The sequence below is a fragment of the Nonomuraea montanisoli genome, assembly GCF_013363975.1.
Classification (GTDB): domain Bacteria; phylum Actinomycetota; class Actinomycetes; order Streptosporangiales; family Streptosporangiaceae; genus Nonomuraea; species Nonomuraea montanisoli.
On record NZ_JABWGN010000005.1, the window covers coordinates 206,575 to 227,172 of the forward strand.

General features: G+C 72.2%; 17 protein-coding genes. 12 read left to right on the plus strand and 5 right to left on the minus strand.

Features of this window, described 5'->3' with window-relative positions:
- Window positions 1–7 precede the first annotated feature (7 nt).
- Complete coding sequence (locus tag HTZ77_RS13585; RefSeq protein ID WP_328808573.1) at window positions 8–802, minus strand: DeoR/GlpR family DNA-binding transcription regulator; 795 nt, start codon at window positions 800–802, stop codon at window positions 8–10.
- 286 nt (window positions 803–1,088) lie between these two features.
- Here HTZ77_RS13585 and HTZ77_RS13590 point away from each other — a divergent pair, with 286 nt between their 5' ends.
- The 4 genes from HTZ77_RS13590 to HTZ77_RS13605 all read left to right on the plus strand — a co-directional run bounded on the left by HTZ77_RS13590 (window position 1,089) and on the right by HTZ77_RS13605 (window position 6,564).
- Window positions 1,089–2,390 carry an extracellular solute-binding protein gene (locus tag HTZ77_RS13590; protein WP_175589910.1) on the plus strand — a complete coding sequence of 434 codons (1,302 nt, stop codon included), beginning with the start codon at window positions 1,089–1,091 and terminating at the stop codon, window positions 2,388–2,390.
- Entirely contained in the window at window positions 2,387–3,304 is a 918-nt protein-coding gene (locus HTZ77_RS13595; RefSeq protein ID WP_175589911.1) for a carbohydrate ABC transporter permease, read from the plus strand. The genes HTZ77_RS13590 and HTZ77_RS13595 overlap by 4 nt, the downstream gene beginning before the upstream one ends.
- On the plus strand, window positions 3,301–4,113 hold the full coding sequence (locus tag HTZ77_RS13600; RefSeq protein ID WP_328808574.1) for a carbohydrate ABC transporter permease: 813 nt from the start codon (window positions 3,301–3,303) through the stop codon (window positions 4,111–4,113). The genes HTZ77_RS13595 and HTZ77_RS13600 overlap by 4 nt, the downstream gene beginning before the upstream one ends.
- A gap of 111 nt (window positions 4,114–4,224) precedes the next feature.
- Complete coding sequence (locus tag HTZ77_RS13605; RefSeq protein WP_235994659.1) at window positions 4,225–6,564, plus strand: LuxR C-terminal-related transcriptional regulator; 2,340 nt, start codon at window positions 4,225–4,227, stop codon at window positions 6,562–6,564.
- A gap of 189 nt (window positions 6,565–6,753) precedes the next feature.
- Here HTZ77_RS13605 and HTZ77_RS13610 read toward each other — a convergent pair whose 3' ends face one another.
- Window positions 6,754–6,948, minus strand: coding sequence for a DUF5999 family protein (locus tag HTZ77_RS13610; RefSeq protein ID WP_175589913.1), 195 nt, complete (start codon window positions 6,946–6,948; stop codon window positions 6,754–6,756).
- Window positions 6,949–7,084: 136 nt separating this feature from the next.
- Complete coding sequence (locus tag HTZ77_RS13615) at window positions 7,085–9,037, minus strand: beta-galactosidase (RefSeq protein WP_205302608.1); 1,953 nt, start codon at window positions 9,035–9,037, stop codon at window positions 7,085–7,087.
- Window positions 9,038–9,184: 147 nt separating this feature from the next.
- On the opposite strand from HTZ77_RS13615, the gene HTZ77_RS13620 reads away from it, so the two are divergent.
- The 6 genes from HTZ77_RS13620 to HTZ77_RS47455 all read left to right on the plus strand — a co-directional run bounded on the left by HTZ77_RS13620 (window position 9,185) and on the right by HTZ77_RS47455 (window position 14,706).
- Window positions 9,185–9,763, plus strand: coding sequence for a TetR/AcrR family transcriptional regulator (locus tag HTZ77_RS13620; RefSeq protein ID WP_175589914.1), 579 nt, complete (start codon window positions 9,185–9,187; stop codon window positions 9,761–9,763).
- Window positions 9,764–9,859: 96 nt separating this feature from the next.
- Window positions 9,860–10,612, plus strand: coding sequence for an SDR family NAD(P)-dependent oxidoreductase (locus tag HTZ77_RS13625; protein ID WP_175589915.1), 753 nt, complete (start codon window positions 9,860–9,862; stop codon window positions 10,610–10,612).
- A gap of 300 nt (window positions 10,613–10,912) precedes the next feature.
- Window positions 10,913–11,545 (plus strand): GOLPH3/VPS74 family protein, encoded by a 633-nt coding sequence (locus HTZ77_RS13630; protein WP_175589916.1) that lies wholly within the window; start codon window positions 10,913–10,915, stop codon window positions 11,543–11,545.
- Between the two features lie 54 nt (window positions 11,546–11,599).
- On the plus strand, window positions 11,600–13,084 hold the full coding sequence (locus HTZ77_RS13635) for an APC family permease (RefSeq protein WP_175589917.1): 1,485 nt from the start codon (window positions 11,600–11,602) through the stop codon (window positions 13,082–13,084).
- Between the two features lie 10 nt (window positions 13,085–13,094).
- On the plus strand, window positions 13,095–13,700 hold the full coding sequence (locus HTZ77_RS13640) for a GNAT family N-acetyltransferase (RefSeq protein ID WP_175589918.1): 606 nt from the start codon (window positions 13,095–13,097) through the stop codon (window positions 13,698–13,700).
- Between the two features lie 112 nt (window positions 13,701–13,812).
- The gene (locus HTZ77_RS47455) at window positions 13,813–14,706 is read left to right on the plus strand and encodes an ACT domain-containing protein (protein ID WP_175589919.1); all 894 of its coding nucleotides are present in this window, start codon (window positions 13,813–13,815) and stop codon (window positions 14,704–14,706) included.
- A 36-nt stretch (window positions 14,707–14,742) separates the two neighbouring features.
- Here HTZ77_RS47455 and HTZ77_RS13650 read toward each other — a convergent pair whose 3' ends face one another.
- A complete protein-coding gene (locus HTZ77_RS13650; protein ID WP_175589920.1) occupies window positions 14,743–17,541 on the minus strand; it encodes a helix-turn-helix transcriptional regulator in 2,799 nt (932 codons plus the stop codon).
- Window positions 17,542–17,726: 185 nt separating this feature from the next.
- Here HTZ77_RS13650 and HTZ77_RS13655 point away from each other — a divergent pair, with 185 nt between their 5' ends.
- The gene (locus HTZ77_RS13655) at window positions 17,727–18,512 is read left to right on the plus strand and encodes a DUF2306 domain-containing protein (protein ID WP_175589921.1); all 786 of its coding nucleotides are present in this window, start codon (window positions 17,727–17,729) and stop codon (window positions 18,510–18,512) included.
- Between the two features lie 10 nt (window positions 18,513–18,522).
- Here the strand turns inward: HTZ77_RS13655 and HTZ77_RS13660 are convergent, their stop codons facing one another.
- Window positions 18,523–19,287 (minus strand): TetR/AcrR family transcriptional regulator, encoded by a 765-nt coding sequence (locus HTZ77_RS13660; protein ID WP_175589922.1) that lies wholly within the window; start codon window positions 19,285–19,287, stop codon window positions 18,523–18,525.
- A gap of 104 nt (window positions 19,288–19,391) precedes the next feature.
- Between HTZ77_RS13660 and HTZ77_RS13665 the strand changes: the two genes are divergently transcribed.
- A complete protein-coding gene (locus HTZ77_RS13665; RefSeq protein ID WP_175589923.1) occupies window positions 19,392–20,591 on the plus strand; it encodes a DUF418 domain-containing protein in 1,200 nt (399 codons plus the stop codon).
- Window positions 20,592–20,598 lie beyond the last annotated feature (7 nt).

Genomic DNA, 20,598 nt, shown 5'->3' on the forward strand with positions numbered 1-20,598 from the left:
CGGGTCGCTACGGCTCGGTGACCTCGGCGACGTCCACCCGGTGGTGCCGGTCGCGCAGCCGCTGGATCGCCTCCGCCGGGGCGCGCGAGTCGACCACGATGATGTCGAACGCCTCCAGCGGGGCGACGCGGTGCAGGGCCACCCGGTCGAGCTTGGTGTGGTCCACCGCGAGGACGCAGCGCGTGCCGGAGGCGAGCATGGCCCGCTTGACCAGCACGATCTCCTGCTCCTGGTGGAAGGCGTGCCGGTCGGACACGGCGGAGGTGGAGACCACGACCGTGTCGGTGTTCATCGCCTCGACCGCGTCGACGCAGGCCACCCCGAGGAACGAGTCGTGCGTGGGGTAGTACTCGCCGCCGAGCGCCATCAGCCGGATGCCCGGCACGGGCGCGAGCAGCCGGATCGCCTCCAGGAAGTTGGTCACCACGGTCAGCGGGGTCACCTCGCCGAGATGCCGGGCGACGGCCAGCGCGGTCGTGGAGTCGTCGAACATGACGGAGCTGCCCGGCTCGATCAGCCCGACCACGTGCCGGGCGATCGCCTCCTTCTCCGCCGTCTGGGCGGTCTTGCGGTAGGCGATGTTGCTCTCGAACACGCTGGACGCCTGCGCGCTGGCCCCGCCGCGGAACTTGCGCACCATGCCCTGGCTCTCCAGCAGGTCCAGGTCGCGGTGGACGGTCATCACGCTGACCTCGAAGATCTCGGCGAGCTCGGTCATCGAGACCGAGCCCTGGCGCATGACGTGCTCGGCCATCGCCTGGCGCCTGCTGGCCCCACTGGCCGCGCGTGGACGCGACTTCACTGCTAGCGCTCCCATGTCTGGATGCCGATGTCTGAATGCTCGTACCGTGAAGGTCATGCCGCGTACGGCCGGGTTCGTTACGGGGACTCAATCTCTCACACCCTTGACACCTCGGGGAGTGGCTCATAGTCTCCACGCAACATCACAAGTTCACACTCTTTAGCGTTAGATTTAACGCCTCCCTCCAGATGTTGTCAGACGGCCCAGCATCTCGGCCCCTCTCGATTAAAACGTTCGCATAACGCCCACCCCCCGCCCGCGTGGGACCTGCACGGAGGAGACCCCCATGACCGACCTACGCGAAGCCCGGATGAGCCGCGCCCAGTTCTTCCGCATGATGGGCGGGCTGGCCGCGGCCGCCGCGGCGACCGCCGCCTGCTCCACCAAGCCGCAGACCACCACCGCGCAGGGCCAGCCGGCCGCCACCGAGCTCAAGTTCGTCGGCGTCGCCGACCAGAAGGCTCCCATGGACGAGCTGATCGCCGCCTACAAGCAGGCCAAGCCCGGCGTCTCCCTCACCACCACGTTCGCGCCGCCGGACCAGGTGCAGACCTCGGTGCGCACCCAGCTCGGCGCCGGCAACGCCCCCGACCTGCACGTCGTCTATCCGGGCAACGGCAGCGCCATGTCGATGAGCCAGATCGCCAAGGCCGGACTGCTCGCCGACCTGTCCGACCAGGCGTGGACCCAGACCATCCCGTCCGGGTTCAAGCCGGCCTTCCAGCAGGAGGGCAAGACCTACCTGTACTCGGCGGGCTCGTCGGTCATCGGCGCCGTCTACAACACCAAGGCGTTCCAGAAGGCCGGCATCGACGCGCCGCCCACCACGTGGACCGAGTTCCTCGCCGTGTGCGACAAGCTGAAGAAGGCCGGGATCACCCCGATCGCGCTCGGCGCCCAGACGCCCTGGGTCACCCAGCTCATCACGTACGCGCTCGTCCCCTCCACCGTGTACGCCAAGGACCCGACCTTCGACGACAAGCAGCTCGCCGGGCAGACCAGCTTCGCCCAGTCCGGCTGGCGCCAGGCCATGGAGATGTACCTGGAGCTGCAGAAGCGCGGCTTCTTCAACGACAACCCCAACGGCACCACCTTCGAGCAGCAGATCTCCATGGTGGCCACCGGCAAGGCCGGCATGGCGATCCAGGTCTCGGCCGTGCTGCCCGACTTCCGCAAGGCGGCCACCAGCCCCGCCGACCTGTCGATGTTCCCCGTGCCGGGCGCCGACTCCGCCGACCAGGTGTGGATCCCCGCCGGCGTGGTCGTCGGCCTCGGCGCCTCCGCCAAGGGCAAGAACCTGGCCGAGGCCAAGGCGTTCATCGACTTCCTCGGCAAGCAGGAGAGCATCAACCGCTGGGCCAAGGCCATCTCCGCCATCCCGCTCACCCAGGACTCCGGCTCCACCATCGACCCGGCCGTCCAGTCGTTCCTGCCCTTCACCAAGGACCGCGCCGTGCCGTTCATGGACCAGCGCTGGCCGAACGCCGAGGTGCAGCCCGTGCACTTCGCGGTGATCCAGGAGCTGCTCGCCGGCAAGTCCAAGATCGACGACGCCCTGAAGAAGATGGACGAGGCATACGCCAAGTGACCGCGAACATCGCCCGCGGGAGCCTCCCCTCCACGGCCCGCAAGCCGTGGGGGAGGTTCAGCTCCCTCTCCCCGTCATGGTTCTTCGCCCTGCCCGCGCTGCTGGTCTACGCCGCGGTCGTGCTCTACCCGAGCCTGGCCGGCATGGTCTACGCCTTCACCGACTGGAGCGGCCTCGGCGAGGACAAGTCGTTCGTCGGGCTGGCCAACCTCACGGCCATGTTCCACGACGAGCAGGCCATGGGCTCGATCGGCAACACGCTGCTGCTGACCGTGACGATCGTCGCCGTGCAGAACGGCGTGGGCCTGCTGCTCGCGCTCGGCGTGCACGTGAAACTGAGGAGCCGCGCCGTCCTGCGGGTGGTGTTCTTCGCCCCGGTCGTGGTCAGCCCCGTCATGGTGGCCTTCCTGTGGAAGTACATCTACAACCCCGACCCGAGCGCCGGGCTCAACGGCGTGCTCGGCACCCACATCGACTGGCTCGGCGACCCGTCGCTCGCGCTGTGGTCGATCGCGGGCACCGTGGTGTGGCAGTACGCGGGCTACTCGATGGTCATCTTCCTGGCGGGGCTGGAGGGGATCCCGCCGGAGCTGCACGAGGCGGCCATGATCGACGGCGCCGGGACGTGGCAGCGCTTCCGGTACGTCACCTGGCCGCTGCTCGCGCCGTCGCTGACCATCAACCTCATGCTGTCCACGATCGGCGGGCTCAAGCTGTTCGACCAGGTCTTCGCGGCCACGAACGGCGGCCCCGGCTACGCCACCGAAACGCTCTCGACGGTCCTGTACAAGCAGGCGTTCGTCTTCGGCAAGTTCGGCTACAGCACCGCGATCGCGCTGGTGCTGGCGCTGTTCGTGGCGGCCGTGTCGATGATCCAGCTCTACTATCTCCGCAACCGTGAGGTGGCCCAGTGAAGCGGACGTTCCTGCTGGAGATCGTCATGGTCGCCGTGGCCGTGGCGTTCCTCTTCCCGGTGTACGCGCTGATCACGCTGTCGCTGAAGGACCCGGCGCAGATCGCGCACAGCCCGCTCTCGCTGCCCGCGCCGCCCACGCTGGACAACTTCGGCAAGGCGTGGACGGCGGCCGCGCTCGGCCCGTCGCTGGTCAACAGCACGGTGATCACCGTGGTCAGCCTGGTCGCGCTGGTGGCGCTCGGTTCGTTCGCGGCCTACTACCTGGCCCGGGCCAAGAGCCGCATGGGCTACGGACTCTACGTCCTGTTCCTGCTCGGCATCGTGCTGCCGTTCCAGCTCGGCATGATCCCGCTCTACCAGCTCGTCTCCGACCTCGGGCTCATCGGCAGCCACGCCGGGATGATCGTCTTCTACACGGGGATCCAGCTCCCGTTCACCGTGTTCCTCTACACCGGCTTCATCCGGGCCCTGCCGCGCGACTACGCCAGCGCCGCCCAGATCGACGGCGCCTCGCACTTCACCGCGTTCACCAAGGTGGTCTTCCCGCTGCTGCGGCCCATCACGGGCACGGTGCTGATCCTCAACGCCGTGTTCATCTGGAACGACTTCTTCACCCCGCTGCTGTACCTCGGCGGGTCCGGCTTCGAGACGATCCCGGTGAGCGTCTTCGCGTTCGTCGGCCAGTACGTCTCCGACCACGGCCTGGTCTTCGCCGGCCTGGTGCTCGGGGCGCTGCCGGTCGTCGTCGCCTTCCTGCTGCTGCAGCGCTACGTCATCAAGGGCTTCGCCAGCGGTCTCAAGGGATGAGCGGGCGCCGGGTCCCCGCCTTCCCACCCGTGGTGACCAGCGCATAACCTTGAGGGAACGGCTCGGGCGTAACCCGGTGGCCCGGCCGACGGGGCTTTCATGATGCTGGCGATGAACGACACCAGGCGGCAGCAGTGCGTCAGGCTGCCCGCGGAGGTGACCAGCTTCGTAGGGCGTCGGCACGAGGTGGCCGAGGTCAAGCGACTGCTGTCCACGTCACGCGCGCTCACGCTCACCGGCGTGGGCGGGGTCGGCAAGACCCGGCTGGCGCTGCGGGCCGGGCTCGACATGGCGCGCGACTTCCGCAGCGGCGTGTGGTTCGTCGAGCTGGGCTCGCTGGAGAGCCCCGACATGCTGGCCCAGGTCGTGATCGAGGCGCTGGAGATCCGCCACCAGAGTGCCCGCTCCCCGCTGCGGGTGCTCACCGACTTCCTGGCCGACAAGAGCGCCCTGATCATCCTGGACAACTGCGAGCACCTGGTGCGCGAGAGCGCCGTCCTCGCCGAGGCGCTGCTGCGCGCCGCGCCCGACCTGCGCATCCTGGCCACCAGCCGCGAGGCGCTGGGGTTCGCGGGCGAGCGGATCCTGCCGGTCCCGACGCTGCCCATGCCCGGCCCCGACGGCGCGGAGCTGCCCATCGAGTCGCTGGCGCGCTCCGACGCCGTGCGCCTGTTCACCGAGCGGGCCATGGCCGTCCTGCCGTCGTTCGCGCTCACCGAGGACAACCGCGACATCGTCCTGGAGATCTGCCACCGGCTCGACGGCCTGCCGCTCGGCATCGAGCTGGCCGCGGTCCGGCTGCGCGCCCTGTCGCTGCGGCAGCTCCTGGACCGCCTGGACGACCGGTTCCGGCTGCTCACCGCCGGCTCCCCGGCCGAGCCGCCGCGCCACCAGACGCTGCGGGCGCTCATCGACTGGAGCTACGCGCTGTGCTCCGAGAAGGAGCGGCTGCTGTGGGCGCGCGCGTCGGTCTTCGCGGGCGGGCTCGACCTGGAGGGCGCCGAGGCCGTCTGCTCCGGCGACGGCATCGAGCACGAGGAGGTGCTCGACCTCGTGTGCGCGCTGGTCTCCAAGTCCATCCTGATCAGGGAGGAGAACGGCTCGCGCGTCCGCTACCGGCTGCTGGAGATCATCCGCCAGTACGGCCTCGAACGGCTCGCCGCCCACGGGGAGCAGGGCGAGCTGCAGCGGCGCCACCGCGACTACTACCGGGAGCTCGCGGCCGAGGCGCGGGGACAGCTCTTCGGCCCCTCGCAGGTCGCCTGGTTCACCCGGCTGCGCCACGAGCACGCCAACCTGCACAGCGCCCTCGAACGCTGCCTCACCGACCCGGACGAGGCCGGAGCGGGCCTGGAGATGGCCACCGACCTGCTCTACCACTGGATCACCGGCTACTACCTGGGCGAGGGCCGCCGCTGGCTGGACCGCGCGCTGTCCAGCGGCGCGGGCGCCCCCGAGGCGCGGGCGCGGGCGCTGTGGGCGGGAAGCTGGCTGGCCATCATCCAGGCCGACGTCCCCGCCGCGGCGGAGATGCTCAAGGAGAGCCAGAACCTGGGCGAGCGGCTGGGGCTGGAGGAGGTCCTCGGGTACGTCGCGCTGTACTCCGGGATGATCGCCATGTGCGAGGGCGACACCGACGGGGCCATCGAGCTGTACGAGCACGCCCTGGCCCGGCACCGCGCCCTGGACGACCCGGTGGGCACCACCCTGGCCCTCATCCGGCTCTCGCTGGCCCACTCCTTCCGCGGCGACTCCGACCGGGCCATCGCGATGGGCGACGAGTGCCTCGCCGTGGCCGACGCGTACGGCGAGGGCTGGCACAAGGCGTACATGATGATGGCGCTCGGCGTGGACGTCTGGCGGCAGGGCGACCTGGAGCGGGCCGCCGCGCTGGAGGCGGAGAGCCTGACCTTCAACCGCGCGCTCGGTGACCCGCTCGGCGTGGGGGTCAACCTGGAGGTGCTGGCCTGGATCGCGACCACCGAGCGCGACCACCGGCGGGCGGCGCGGCTGTACGGCACCTTGCGGACCATCTGGCAGATGATCGGCGCGCCGCTGTCCGGCTTCGGGCATCTGGCCCGCTACCACGAGCAGTGCGAGCGCCTCACCCGGGAGGCGCTCGGCCGCTCCGCCTTCGAGACGGCCTTCGAGGAGGGCGCCCGGCTCTCCTACGACCAGGCGCTCGACTACGCGCTCCAGAGGGACGAGCGCGTCGGCGAGCGCTCCGCCGGCGGCGGTGAGCGCCCGGCCGCCAAGGGAACCGGACCGCTCACCCGGAGGGAGACGGAGATCGCCCGGCTCGTCGCCCAGGGGCTGACCAACAAGGAGATCGCCACCACCCTGGTGATCTCCCAGCGCACCGCCGAGAGTCACATCGAGCACATCATGAGCAAGCTCGGCTTCCACTCACGGGCCCAGGTGGCGGTCTGGGTCAACGAGCACGACGGCTGACGAGGGGCCCCGCGGGCCCGCGTCGGTCAGTACGGGAGGCGGCGGCCGGACGGGGTCCGCAGGTCGAGGCCGGACTGGCCGGGGCTCGGCTTCTTGGACTTGCGGATCTGGATCCTGCGCACGGGCTGCGTTTCCTTTCGTCGCGCTCGCTGCGCCGCCGGAGGCGGCGGCTCTTTCACAGGAGCCGCCTCAGGCGGCCGTTCCACAACAGACGGGCCCGATGGAGACGCTGCGGCCGTCCGGCATCAGCTCGCCCGTGTCGTCGAAGATCACTACACCGTTGCAGAGGAGGCCCCACCCCTGCTCGGGGTGGAAGGCCACCAGGCGGGCGGCGTCGTGGCACGGGGCGTCCGCCGGTGGACACGGCGGCTGGTGCTGGCACATGGCTCGTCCCTCTCTGCTTCTTCTCGGGTCGGCTGAGCCCATGTCTAAGCACCCAGACTGCCCGGCGCAGGGAAACAGAACGACGGGATAAATCCCTAATTCGGTACCTAGGCGTCCGTACGTAGGTAGTGAGAGGTCAGGAAACGGCCAAGAGCCGGACCACGCGGAACTCCCCCGCGGGGATCGTGAGCGCGCCGTCCACCGGCCGGCCGTCGGGCAGGGTGACGCCCGTGGCCGGGACCGCCGCCGCGGCCTCCGTGTGGTTGATCGCGAACAGGTACGACCGGCCGTCCGGGTGCGCCCGCCGTACGAGCTCGACCCCGGGGTGGGACGTGGTGGCGAGCCCGGCGTCCGCGCAGACCTCGGCCACCACGCGCCCCAGGAGGTCGACGTCGGGCAGCGTGGTCAGGTAGTGGGCGGTGCCGTCGGCCCAGGTGTTGCGGGTCCAGGCCGGCTCGCCGGTGGCGTAGGTGTCGAGGACCTTGGCCGTGGTGGCGTGCGCGAGCTCGCTCCACACCGTGCCCGTGCCGCCGCCCGCGACCGTCACCGGCTCCTCCGGCGCGAGCGGGAAGAACTCCTCGACCGTCACCCCGAGCAGGTCGCGGAACGCGCCCGGGTAGCCGCCCAGCCGCACCCGGTCGTGCTCGTCCACGATCCCGCTGTACGGCGCGACGAGCACGGTGCCGCCGGCCGCCGCGAACCGCTCGACGTTCGCCGCCCCCGCGTCGCTGATCAGGTAGAGGGCGGGGACGACGACCAGCCGGTACCCGGACAGATCGCCCTCGGGGTGGGCGACGTCGCAGGTGACGCCCGCCTTCCAGAGCGCGCCGTACCACTGGCGGATGATCTCGACCGGGTCGCGGTGCGTGGTCGGCTGGGCCGGGTGGTCCTCCGCCCAGATGCTGGCGTAGTCGAGCAGGATCGCCGCGTCGGCCGTGACCGTGCTGCCCTCGACCTCGGCCAGGTCCTTCAGCAGCGCGCCGAGGGCCTTGACCTCCCGCCAGATCTTGGTGTCGGTGCCCGCGTGCGGGACCATCCCCGAGTGCCACTTCTCGGCCCCAGCCCGGGAGGCCCGCCACTGGAAGAACATGATCGCGTCCGCTCCCCTGGCGAGGTGCTGGACGGAGTTGCGCAGCAGCTCGCCGGGGCGCTTGGCGGGGTTGTGGCCCTGCCAGTTGACGGCGCTGGTGGAGTGCTCCATCAGCAGCCACGGCCGGCCGCGGTTGAGCGAGCGGGCGAAGTCGGCGGAGAAGGCGAGGTGGACGTGGGGGTCGTCGCCGATGAGGTAGTGGTCCGAGGAGACGGGGTCCATCTCGGGGGCGTAGGTCCAGTAGTCCATCTCCCAGTGCATCCCGGCCATGAGGTTGGTGGTGGCGGGGACGCCGGGGGTCAGGCGGGCGAGCAGGTCGCGCTCGGCCCGGTAGAGGTCGAGCACCGCGTCGGAGCAGAACCTGCGGTAGTCGAGCTGCTGGCCCGGGTTGGTGAAGGTGGGGGTCGCCCGGGGCGGCAGGATCTGCTCCCAGGCGCTGTAGCGCTGGGACCAGAACGCGGTGCCCCAGGCGTCGTTGAGGGCGTCGAGCGTGCCGTGGCGCTGGCGCAGCCAGACACGGAAGGCGGCGGCGGAGGCGTCGCAGTAGCACCGGACGTTGTGGCAGCCGTACTCGTTGTGGATGTGCCAGACGGCCAGCGCCGGGTGGTCCCGATAGCGCAGGGCCACCTGCTCGGCGACGCGCAGCGCCCGCTCCCGGTAGATCGGCGAGCTGGGGCAGAAGCCCTGCCTGCTGCCGTAGGACAGCCTGCGGCCGTCGGCGTCGACGGGCAGCGCCTCGGGGTAGGTGTGCCCGAACCAGGGGGGCGGCGCGGCCGTCGGCGTGGCCAGGCACGCCTGCACGCCGTTCTCGGCCAGCAGGTCCATGACCTTGTCGAGCATGCCGAAGTCGAACCGGCCCTCCTCGGGCTCCAGGAACGACCACGAGAAGATGCCGACGCTGACCCGGTTGACCCCGGCCTCGCGCATGAGGGCGACGTCCTCGGCCCAGGTCTCCTCGGGCCACTGCTCAGGGTTCCAGTCGCCGCCGTAGACGATCAAAGGGTGCTCCTCGCGGGACGCGTTCGGGGGACGCGGTGCCGCGCCAGGGGGTATTAAAACGTTCTTCTTCCCTCGCGACAAGGCGCCTCCCTGGTCGGGCTCCGCGAAAATTGACCACTCGTTCCAGAAAGGGGTAGTGTCCCGGACATGGCCAGGAGCAAGGAGTTCGACCCCGGCGCGGCGCTCGACGCGGCGCTCGAACTGTTCTGGGAGCGCGGCTACGAGTCGACGTCGATGGCCGACCTCGTCGACCGGCTCGGCATCGGCCGGGCGAGCCTGTACGCGACGTTCGGGGGCAAGCACGAGCTCTACATGAAGGCGCTGGAGCGCTTCACGGAGCTGCAGAATCCGTCGGCCGTCGAGCTGCTGTCCCAGCCGGGGCCCGCGCTGCCGGCCGTCCGGGGGCTCGTCGAGTCGTTCGCCCGGCAGTCGTCCTCCAAGGAGGGCCGGCACGGCTGCATGATCGTCAACGCGGCGGCCGAGCTGCTGCCCCGCGACGAAGAGGTGTGCCGGTTCGTCGAGCGCAACTGGGACGGCCTGGAGACGGCGCTGACCTCGGCGCTCATCCGGGCGCGGGCACAGGGCGAGCTGGACGCGGACAAGGACCCGCGCGCGCTGGCCCGCTTCCTCATCGTGGTGCTCCAGGGCATGCGGGTCATGGGCAAGGCGTCACCCGATCCGGCCAGGATGCGCGACGCGGCGGCCCACGCCCTCAGCCTGCTGTGATCCACCGAGCTCTCTTCGGCATGCCCACTATCTGGAACGTTCGGTCTAATTGAAAGCCCGCCGAGAGGCGGCGGGCCGTGAAGAAAGAGGTTCGCCATGAGATTCGCCGACAAGGTCGTGCTGGTCACCGGCGCCGGCTCCGGCATCGGCCGGGCCACCGCGCTCGCCTTCGCCCGCGAGGGCGCCCGCATTGTGGTCGCCGGGCGCAACAGGGAGCCGCTGGCGCAGACCGTGAAGCTGGCCGAGGAGGCCGGGGGCACGGCCACGGCGGTCACGGCCGACGTGACCCGCGCCGCGGACGTGGAGCGGCTGGTGGCGGAGACCGTCGCGGCGTACGGGGCGCTGGACATCGCGGTCAACAACGCCGGCGTCCTCACGATGGGACGGGCGGGCGAGATCGACGAGGCCGACTGGGCCCGTACGCTCGCGGTCAACACCACCGGCGTGATGCTGTCCATGAAGTACGAGATCGCCCACATGCTCACGGCCGGAGGCGGGGTCATCGTCAACGTCTCCTCGCAGATCGGCGCCCACAAGCGCATCCCGGGCACGGGCGCGTACGCGGCGAGCAAGGCGGCGGTGACCGCGCTGACGCGGACGGCGGCGCTGGAGTACATCCGGGAGGGCATCCGGATCAACGCCGTCAGCCCCGGGCCGCACGACACGACGATGTCGCTGCGTCCGGGCGAGACGGAGGCGGACCGGGCCGTCCGCCTGGGCGAGCAGCTGCCGGTCGGGCGGGTCGGCGCGCTGGAGGAGGCGGCGTCCGGGATCCTCTGGATCGCCTCCGCGGAAGCGGGCTTCACGGTGGGCCACGACCTGGTGATGGACGGCGGCTCCACCATCTGATCCGGGCCCACCGGGCTGACGCCGTGTGTCCCCTGGGACGCCAGGGGACAAGGTGACGATCTTCAATAAGGCGGATAAATCATCATATAGAGCATTAATGCATCCAATGGTGGGGCTCGGCGATAAATGGGGCCTAGCCGCAGAGATGGCGTTCTTGATAAACATTTTCGCGCCACCAGCACGCGATTTCATGAACCGGCCATCCATTAAGGGCGATAGTGAGCGAACCGATTCGGTTGTCCTCCCACCGGACGCACCCCGTTCGCCGACTGTCGCGACGCACTCGGCGGGAGAACCCGGTTGCTGGCCGATGACTTCTTCCTCGTCGCGTGGGACACGACCGGCACGGGCAAGCCCCGCCTGTACCTCCAGGGCCTGACGTTGGGCCTGGCCGGGGCCCTGATCGGCGAGCTCGTCCTGGAGAACCGGCTCACCGTGAGCGGCACGCGGCTCCAGCTCCTCGACCACCTCCCGCTGCGCGAACGCGTGGCCGACGCGACCCTGGCCGACATCGCGAATTCCCCCCAGCACACCGACGTGCGCACCTGGCTGGCGTACCTGGCGCAACGCTCCCTCGACGATGTCACCGGCCGATTGCTGGCCATCGGACTGCTGGAATGCGTGACGCCTAAATTGTTGAAACACAAACAGAATCGCTATTTCGCCACGGAGTTCGGACCCGCCGTCTGGCCGTCCACCCGGCTGCGCCTCTCGCTGGTCCGCCGTCAGCCGCTGAACCCGTACGACATGCTGCTGGCCGCGCTCGTGGACGCCTGCGGCATGACCGACACCGTCGTCGAGGACCCCGCGCACCGGCCCACCGCGCACCGCTACCTGGCCGCCGTGCTCGCCGCCATGCCCCAGCCGCTGAGCGACCTGAGCCGCCACGTCAGCGCGGCGGTCGGCGACGCCGTGCTCACCTACCGCACCTGACCCCTGTCCCGAACCCGTTACGCACCCGTTCCGAACCCCCCAGAGAGGTACCGGATGCCCGTCGCCCCCTCCCCCACCCGCCCGGATCCGATCGCCGGCGCGCTGGCCGCCGACCGGCTCGGCGCGCCCTCGGTGGTCTACTTCGTGCTGTCGGCCGCGGCCCCGCTGACCGTGGTCGCCGGCGTCGTCACCACCGCGTACGCGGTCACCGGCATCACCGGCCTGCCCGTCGCCTTCCTGGCCGTGGGCGCCGTGCTCGCGGTCTTCGCCGTCGGGTACGTCGCGATGGCCCGCCACATGGCCAACGCCGGAGCCTTCTACACCTACATCAGCCGGGGCCTCGGCCGCCCCGCCGGCATCGCCGCGGCCTGGGTGGCGCTGATCGCGTACAACGCGCTCCAGGTGGGCCTGTACGGCGCGTTCGGCGCGGCGGCCATACCCCTCGTCGAGCGGTGGACCGGCGTCTCGCCGCCCTGGTGGCTGCTGTCGCTGGTCGCGTGGGCGCTGGTGTCGGTCCTCGGCGTGATGCGGATCGACGTCAACGGCCGGCTCCTCGCCGTCCTGCTCACGGCCGAGGTCGCCGTGATCCTGCTGTTCGACATGGCCGACGTCGCCGGGCCCGCGCCGGCCGGCCTCTCGATGGAGACCCTGTCGCCGGGGGCGCTGTTCGTGCCGGGAGCGGGCGCGCTGCTGATCACCGCCACGCTGGGCTTCGTGGGGTTCGAGTCGGCCGTGGTCTTCTCCGAGGAGAGCCGCGACCCGCGCCGTACGGTGCCGACCGCCACGTACGCCTCGATCGTCATCATCGCCGGCCTGTACGCGCTGTCCGCCTGGGCGATGACGGTCGCGACCGGGCCCGCGAAGATCGTCGAGGTGGCCCGCCGCGACGGCGCCGAGACCATCTTCGTCATCGCCTCCGCGCAGCTCGGCGGCGCCGTGGTGGACATCGCCCGGGCGCTCTTCGTCACCAGCCTGTTCGCCGCGATGATCTCCTTCCACAACACCACGGCCCGCTACTTCTTCGCCCTCGGCCGCGAGCGCGTGCTGCCCGCCGTGTTCGGCCGCACCCGGCCGCGCACCGGCGCGCCCAAGGCCGGCTCGATCGCGCAGAGCGTGCTCGGCTTCCTGGTGATCGTCGGGTACGCGGCGCTGGGCCTGGACCCGCTGGTGCAGCTCTTCTTCTACGGCGGCACCTTCGGCGGCTTCGGCGTGCTGCTCCTGGTCTTCGCCACCTCGATCGCGGTGATCGCGTTCTTCTCCCGCGAGCCGAGCGGCGAGGACGTCTGGCGGCGGCTGGTCGCGCCGGTGCCGGCCGCGGCGGCGCTGGCCGTCATGGTCTTCCTGGCGGTGAGCAACTTCTCGACCGTGCTCGGCGTGCCCGAGGGCGATCCGCTGGCCTGGATCCTGCCCTCCGTGTACGGCGTCGCGGCCGTGGTGGGCCTGGTGTGGGCCTTGGTGCTGCGCTCCGGGCAGCCGGCCGTCTACTCCCGGGTCGGGCTGGGCGCCAAGGCCGCGACCATCCACGATCTCGCCCGCTGAGGAGCCTTCCATGACCTGGTCGTCCCGCACCCCCGTGATCCGCCGCGCCGGCGCCTACGACGTGGCGCGCGTCGCGGAACTGATCGCCACGGCGTTCGCGCCCCTGGCCGCCGTGTCGTACCTCGTGCCCGAGCCGCGAGGACGGCACGAGATCATGACCGCCGACTTCCGGATCCTGGTCGAGCACGCCGCCCGGCACGGCGAGATCGACCTGATCGACGACGCGCCGGCCGTGGCCGTCTGGTTCCCGCGCGTGGGGCCGCTGCCCGAGCCGCCCGGCTACGAGCAGCGGCTCGCGACGGCCACCGGGCCGTGGCTGGAGCGCTTCCTGCTGCTGGATTCGCTGTTCGACAAGCACCATCCGGACGAGCCGCACCACCACCTGGCGTTCCTGGCGGTCCACCCGTCGCGGCAGGGCCGAGGGCTCGGCAGCGCGCTGCTGCGCCACCACCACGCCCGGCTCGGCGGGCTGCCCGCGTATTTGGAGGCGAGCAGCCCGCGCAGCCGCGATCTGTACCTGCGGCACGGCTACCTGCCGCGCGAGACGTTCGCGCTGCCGGACGGCGCGACGTTCTGGCCGATGTGGCGTCCGGGAGACGTCCCGTCGGCCGCCTGACCTCGTGGGACACGCGTGACGTCACACGCAGGTCACCTGGTGCGCGCGGTTTAATGCCGCCGCAATGCCACGGATCGTGGCCGCGTAACAGCCGGTGGTGAGACTGGCGGCCATGAGCGATGCACCGAAGGCGATCCACCCGCGCGCTGGAACCTGCCGCCCGCACCACGCGCGCTCCTGGCGGCGGGAGGCCGTCGAGGTGGCCGCGCTGTTCCTGGCGGTCGGCCTGGCCCATCTGCTCGCCACGCTCCTGGGCCACACGGACCCGGGCCCGGTCGTGCTGGTCGGGCTCGGCGCCGCGCTGGTCGTCGGCTCGGCCGTCCACAAGCGGCTGCACGGCGGCCCGCCCTCCGGAGCGGGACGGCGGGGCGCGAAGGGGTCCAGAGCGGGACGGAGGGGCGCGAAGGGTTCCGGCGCGCCCCTGCCCGAGGGCGGCGCCGGGACCGTCATGAGCCTGTGGCGGATCAGGATGCGCGTGGTCGAGCGGCCCGGCCGCCTCGCAGAGGTCGCGGGCGCGTTCGGCCGTCTGGGGTGCAACATCCTGTCCCTGCACATCGCGCCCACCGGCAGCAGCGCCATCACCCCGGCGGGCTGCGACGCGCTGGACGAGTTCGTCGTGGAGGCGCCCACGGGCCTGGAGCCGGACGCCCTGCGCGCCGCGCTCGCCGCCGCGGGCGGGCTGGACGTGTTCGTCGTCCCCGCCCGGGTCAAGGACCTCACCGACCCCGGCGTCCAGGGGCTGCTGCTGGCCCGCCGGGTCCACGACGATCCCGGGCAGCTTCCCCAGGCGATGGGCGAGCTGCTGCGCGCGCCCGAGGTCGAGTGGCGGCGCCCGGGCGAGACCGTGGCGGAGGAGGCCGAGCTGAACAGCACGATGGTGGTCTCCGTCCACCCGGAGCGGGCGCTGCTGCTGCGGCGTCCCGGCCTGCCGTTCACGCCGACCGAGGCCGCCCGAGCCGCCGCACTGGCCGCCGCCGCCCGCGACGCCCGCTACAGCCGTACGTGAACGGCCGCGACGCCGCAGCCGGGCGCCGGTGACCCGTCAGTCGAGGTCGAGGTCGCGGAGTTGGGCGCGCGTCGAGATCCCCAGTTTGGGGAACGCCCGGTACAGGTGCGAGCCCACCGTCCGCGGGCTGAGGTGCATCCGGGCGCCGATCTCGCGGTTGCTCAGCCCCCTCGCGGCGAGCCTGGACACCTCCCGTTCCTGCGGGCTGAGCAGGGCGGCGACGCACCGGCTCCGGCGGGGCGGACCGCCACCGGCCGCCCGGAACCGGTCGCGCGCCCGCCGCGCCCAGGGTTCCGCCCCGAGCGCGTCGAACGTCTCGCTCGCAGCCCCGAGCATCGCCTGGGCCTCGGCTCTGCGGTGCTCGCGGTGCAGCCACTCGCCGTACAGGAGCTCGGTCCGGGCCCGGTCGAAGGGACGCTGGTCGGGCCCGAAGCACGCCAGCGCGCTGCGGTAGTGGGACTCGGCGTGGGCGTCGTCCGAGAGCAGCGCGTGGGAGCGATGCTTCCCGGCCAGGGCCGCGGGACCGCGGACACCGCCGGTCCGGGATTCCACGGCCCTGACGATCCGCCGGGCCGGCTCCGGGTCCCCGGCGCGTACGGCGGCCTCGACCAGGTCCGGGAGCATCGTGAGCGCGACGAAGTCATTGGCGTGCGGCGCACCGCGCTCGAACAGGCGCATCAGCTCCGCGAACGCCTCGGCCGAGGCGCCCTCCCCGAGCGCCAGCAGGCCCAGCGCCCCGGTGGCCGTCGCGGCGGCGGCGCGCTCGCGCAGCGGGAACGCGACCTCCAGCGCCTCCCGGGCATACCGGCGGCATGCCGCCGCGTCGCCGCGCACGGCGGCGAACCGTGCCGACTGGGCGAGGAAGGTGGCCGTCCACCCCTGTTGGCCGGTCTCGTAGCTGAACCGGAGACCTTCCTCGGCGTGCGCGGCGCCCTCCGCCCAGCGCCCGAGCCGGAACTCGATGTCGGCGTGGTAGGACAGCACCTCGGTCAGCAGCGCGGCAGATCCCTCGGCACGGACCCGGCGGCCGGTGGATTCGGCGAGCCGGAGGGCCTGGCGGTCGTCTGGCCCCATCCAGCCGATCACGGTCGCCCACATCCACTGCCGCTCGTCTCCCCCGCCCCGGCCCGCGGGCAGGGCAGCCGGCAGTTCCCACAGCTCGGCGCCGGTGACGATCCCCTCGAAGCCGCCGAGGAGACCTTCGGCGGCGCGGAGCGTCGCCGGTGAGCAGGCCAGGGCGGTGATGCGCCGGGTCGCCCGCAGCGTCGCCTCCATGTCCCCGGCGCGCAACGCCGACCCGGCCGCGAGCAGGAGCGTCCAGGCCGCCTCCTCGGGCTCGGCGGACGCCAGGAGTTCGGCGCACCGCGTCAGGTGCGCGAAGGCGATGGCGGGGTCCCCGCCGTACAGCTCGATGGTGCCGTTGAGCTGCGCCAGTGTCACGGCAGGCACCGGCTCGGCCATGACCTGGTCGACGAGAGTCCTGGCCAGGCCGGGCCGGCCCGCGTCCAGCGCGACGAAGGCGGCGGTCACCGTCCGGTGGCGACGATCGGCGGGCGACTCGCTGAGCCGCGCGGCCTGCCGCAGGACGGAGATCGCCGCCGCCGCGCCGCCGCGCCGGCGGGCCGCGTCGGCGCTGCGCTCCAGCGCGGCGGCGATCCGCTCGTCCGGCGTGGTCGTGACCACGGCGCGGTGCCAGGTCGCCCGATCGTCCTCCCCGGCGGCTCCCAGGTGCTCGGCGATGGCCAGGTGCGCGGCCCGGCGACGGTCGAAGGACGCGTCGGCGTAGACGGCTGAGCGGAGCAGGGGGTGCCGGAAGCGGAGGTCGATCCCGCCGAGGTGCACCAATCCCGATCCCTGCGCCCCGTTCAGGGCGTCCGCGGGCAGGCCGAGCCGGGCGGCGGCCCCGAGGACGGTGCCGGCGTCCCCGGTCTCCTCGGCGGCCGCCACCAGCAGTGCCGCGCGGCCGTCCGCCGAGAGGGCGTCGACCTGGCGCAGGAACGCCGCTCGCACCCTGGCGCTCACCGGCAGGGTGCCGAGCATGGCGAGATCGGGCATCGCGAGATCGGGCATCGCGCGATCGGGTTCGTGGAGCCGGGCCAGTTCGATCAGGGCGAGCGGGTTACCGCCCGCCGCCGCGACGATGGCGTCGCGCCGGCGGTCCGGCAACGTCCAGCCGTGCGCGTCGAGCAGCCGCGCCGCGTCCTCCGGCGGCAACCCGTCCAGCGCCAGTTCGGTCAACCCCGCCGTGTTGACCGGCGGCGGCTCGGGCTCGCGTACGGCGAGCAGCATCGCGACGGGCTCGTCGGCCAGCCGGCGGGCGGCGAACAGCAGGGCGGCGGCGGAGGCCCGGTCCAGCCACTGCACGTCGTCGACCGTGACCAGCAGCGGGCGGTCCGCCGCCACCGCCGCGAGCAGGGTCAGGACCGCCGCCGCGACCAGGTGGTCCGAGGCGGGAGAGCGGGTGAGGCCGAGAGCGCCGCGCAGCGCCTCCGCCTGGACGCCCGGGAGCGCGTCCAGGCGGTCGAGCACCGGCCGCAGCAGCCCCAGCAGCCCGCTGAACGCGTGCTCCACCTCGGACTCCACACCGGCACACGCGAGCACCCGCATGGGCGCGGGGGCGGCCGCGGTCGCGAGCCTCGTCGCGGTCGCGGGGGTGGCCGCGCTCGTGGGGGTGGCCGCGGTCGCGGGACTCGTCGCGGTCGCGGCGGCATGGCGCAGCAGCGCGCTCTTGCCGATCCCGGCCTCACCGCGCAGGACCAGCACCCCGCTGCGTCCTTCCCTGGCGTCGGCGAGCAGCCGCCCGATCGCCTCCCGCTCCCTGTTCCTGCCGTACATCACGGGCTCCTGCCGTACATCACGGGCTCCTGACGTTCGTCACGGGCGGCGTCCGCCGGTCCGCCGGAGGGGTCCCGTACGACTGCAGTCGGTTCGACTCTGGCCCCGGATCCGCGCCCCCGCGAAGCTGACGGCGATCGGCGGGCGTCGCGCGCCCGCCCCCCACGGTGACGAGGAGACCTTCTGTGGCCACGACGTTGACGGGATCGGGCCCGGCGCCCGGCGAGGAAGGGGCGGAGGCGTCGCCTGCGCGCCGCAAGGCGGGGCCGAGCCGCCGGCGCCAGCTCGGCTGGGTCGTGCCGCTGCTCATCGTGATGCTCGGGTTCGTGGTGTACTCCCTGCCGCCGTACCTCACCTTCGACCCGGCGCAATCACGGGTGGATGTGTCTGATTCGCCGGCATTCTTCTATCCCCTCCTCGTGGCGCACATCATCTTCGGCACGGTCGCCCTGCTGACGGGGTGCTTCCAGGTGTGGCCGTGGTTCCGGCGCTCCCATCCGAAGGCCCATCGCTGGATGGGGCGGGCGTACTTCTTCTGCGGGGTGTTCCCGGCGGGGATCACCGTGCTCGGGGTCGCCCCGTTCGGCCACACCGGGTTCGGCGGGAACACCGGCAACACCATGCTGGGACTGGTGTGGCTGATCACCGGTTTCGCCGGGTGGCGGATGGCCCGGCAGCGGCGCTTCCCCGAGCACCGCAGGTGGATGATCCGCAGCTTCGCGCTGACCACGTCCATCGTGGCCAGCCGGCTGTGGGCCGGGGTGCTGCTCGCCGTCCAGCTTCCCCGGCTCGACAGCGCGTACGGCGGCGACCAGCAGGCGATGATCGCGGCGGTCGGCTCCGCCGGCGTCTGGCTCAGCTGGGTCGTCAACCTGCTGCTCGCGGAGTGGTGGCTGGAGTACACGGACCACACCGGCAAGCCCAAGTCCCGTGGACGCTCGCGGGCACGCGCGGCCTCGCCCGCCGGCTGATACGCGCACCTCAGGGACCGGAGCTCTCGATCCGCACGGCGACACCGTCCAGGATGAGGTCCAGGCCGAGCGAGAAGTCCGCGTCGGCGGCCGTCTCCGCGGACGTGGCCGGCGGCGGCGCCTGGAACAGCGCCGAAGAGAAGAGCCGGGCCGTCTCGGGAAACCGTTCCGGGTCCACCAGCCGCACCAGCGCCCGAGCATGGTCGCGCGCGGCCTCCGCCTGCTCCTGACCTTGTGCTCTGCCCTCGGCCAGGTCGCTGTGCTGACGCACCGACTGGAGCACGTAGCCGCCGATCACCGACAGGACGCCGACCCGGTGCGCCCAGTCGAGGCCGGTGCGGGACATGATCGCCAGCGCGGCCTCCATCCAGGCGATCTGGTTCGGCCCCGAGGGCGGCCCGGAGATGGGCACGCGGGTCAGCCACGGCCGCCGCCGGAACACCGCGCGCTGCGCGAGCGCCCACCCGCGCAGCCCTTCGCGCCAGTCGTCGGTGTCGAGGGCAGGCGGCGTCCCCACGGCGTGGTCGGTCATCAGCGCCAGAAGCTCCTCCTTGGACCCGACGTGCCTGTAGAGCGACATCCCGGTGAAACCGAGGCTCTTGGCGACCTTGGGAAGGGTCACGCCGCCGAGCCCGTCGCGGTCGGCGATCTCCACCGCCGCGGCGACGACCAGGTCGACGTCCAGGGTCGCGGGCCGCCCCAGACGCGATGACTCCGACGGCTCCGGGACCCGCCACAGCCGACGCAGTGCTGCCGGAACGTTCTCGCTGGTCATGGCTCCCTCGCTGGCCCTGGAAGATCGGGGACTCATCATGGCAGAGCCTCATTAGTATACGTGTGATACTTTCTCTCACAAATTAAGTCGGGGAAGGAACAGACATGAGCATGGACACCGCGTCGCGGACATCGAGAGGGCCGGTGCGGCGCACCGAGCGCGCCCTCGCACCGGACCTGGCCCGGGGAGCGATGCTGCTGATCATCGCGCTGGCCAACGCCGCCGGGGTCGTCTTCGCCGGCGAGCCCGGCCTCGACGCCACGCCGGAGGGCGTCGAGGGCGTCCTGAACTTCTTACTCTTCGAGCTGGTCCACGCCCGCGGGTACCCGGTCTTCGCCATGATGTTCGGCTACGGCCTCGTCCAGCTCGCCCGCCGTCAGGACGCCTCCGGCGCCACGCCCGAGCGGGTCCGCTCGGTGCTGATGCGGCGCAACCTCTGGCTCGTCGTCTTCGGGTTCGCGCACGCGACGTTGCTGTACTACGGCGACTTCCTCGGCGCGTACGGGATCGTCGGCATCGTGATGACGCTGGTGCTGCTGCGCCGCGGCGACAAGTTCCACCGGATCGCCCTGGCGCTCTGGGCACTGGCCGCGGTCGAGGTGCTGGCCCTCGGCGCCGTCGTGGCGGGCGGCATCCTCACGGGTCCGGGCGGGTCGGCCGCGCTGCCGGCGGGCCACGTCGACTCCCTCGCCGCGCCCGGATACCTCGACTCCATGCTGGACCGCCTCGCCGAATGGCCGACGCACACGCTGACCGTCCTGCCCTTCATCCTCATCGCCTGGCTCGGCATGTGGGCCGCCCGCCGCCGCGTCCTCGAAGAGCCGGCCCGCCACCGGAGCCTGCTCGCCTGGACCGCGGTCCTCGGCCTCGGCGCCGCCGTCGCCGGCGGCCTGCCGGCCGCCCTGATCAGTGCCGGATGGCTGCACGTCGACGAGTCGGCCGCCCGGCTGATCATGCTGCTGCACGGCGGCAGCGGCATGTTCGCCGGCCCGGGGTACGCGGCCGTCTTCGGCCTGATCGTCCTGCGGATCTCCCGGCCCGGCCCCGTCGTGGGCGCGCTCGCGGCCCTGGGCCGGCGCTCCCTGTCGGGATACCTGTTCCAGTCCGCGGCCTGGCTGATCCTCCTGGCGCCCTTCACCCTCGACCTCGGCGGCCGTTTCGGCAGCCCCACGGTCACCGGGCTGGTCGTCGCGGTGACCGTCTGGCTCGCGACCGTCCTGATCGCCGCCCTGCTCGACAGGCTCCGGTACGCCGGCCCGGCCGAGACCGTCCTGCGCCGCCTCACCTACGGGCCCCGGCCGTAGCCGCCGT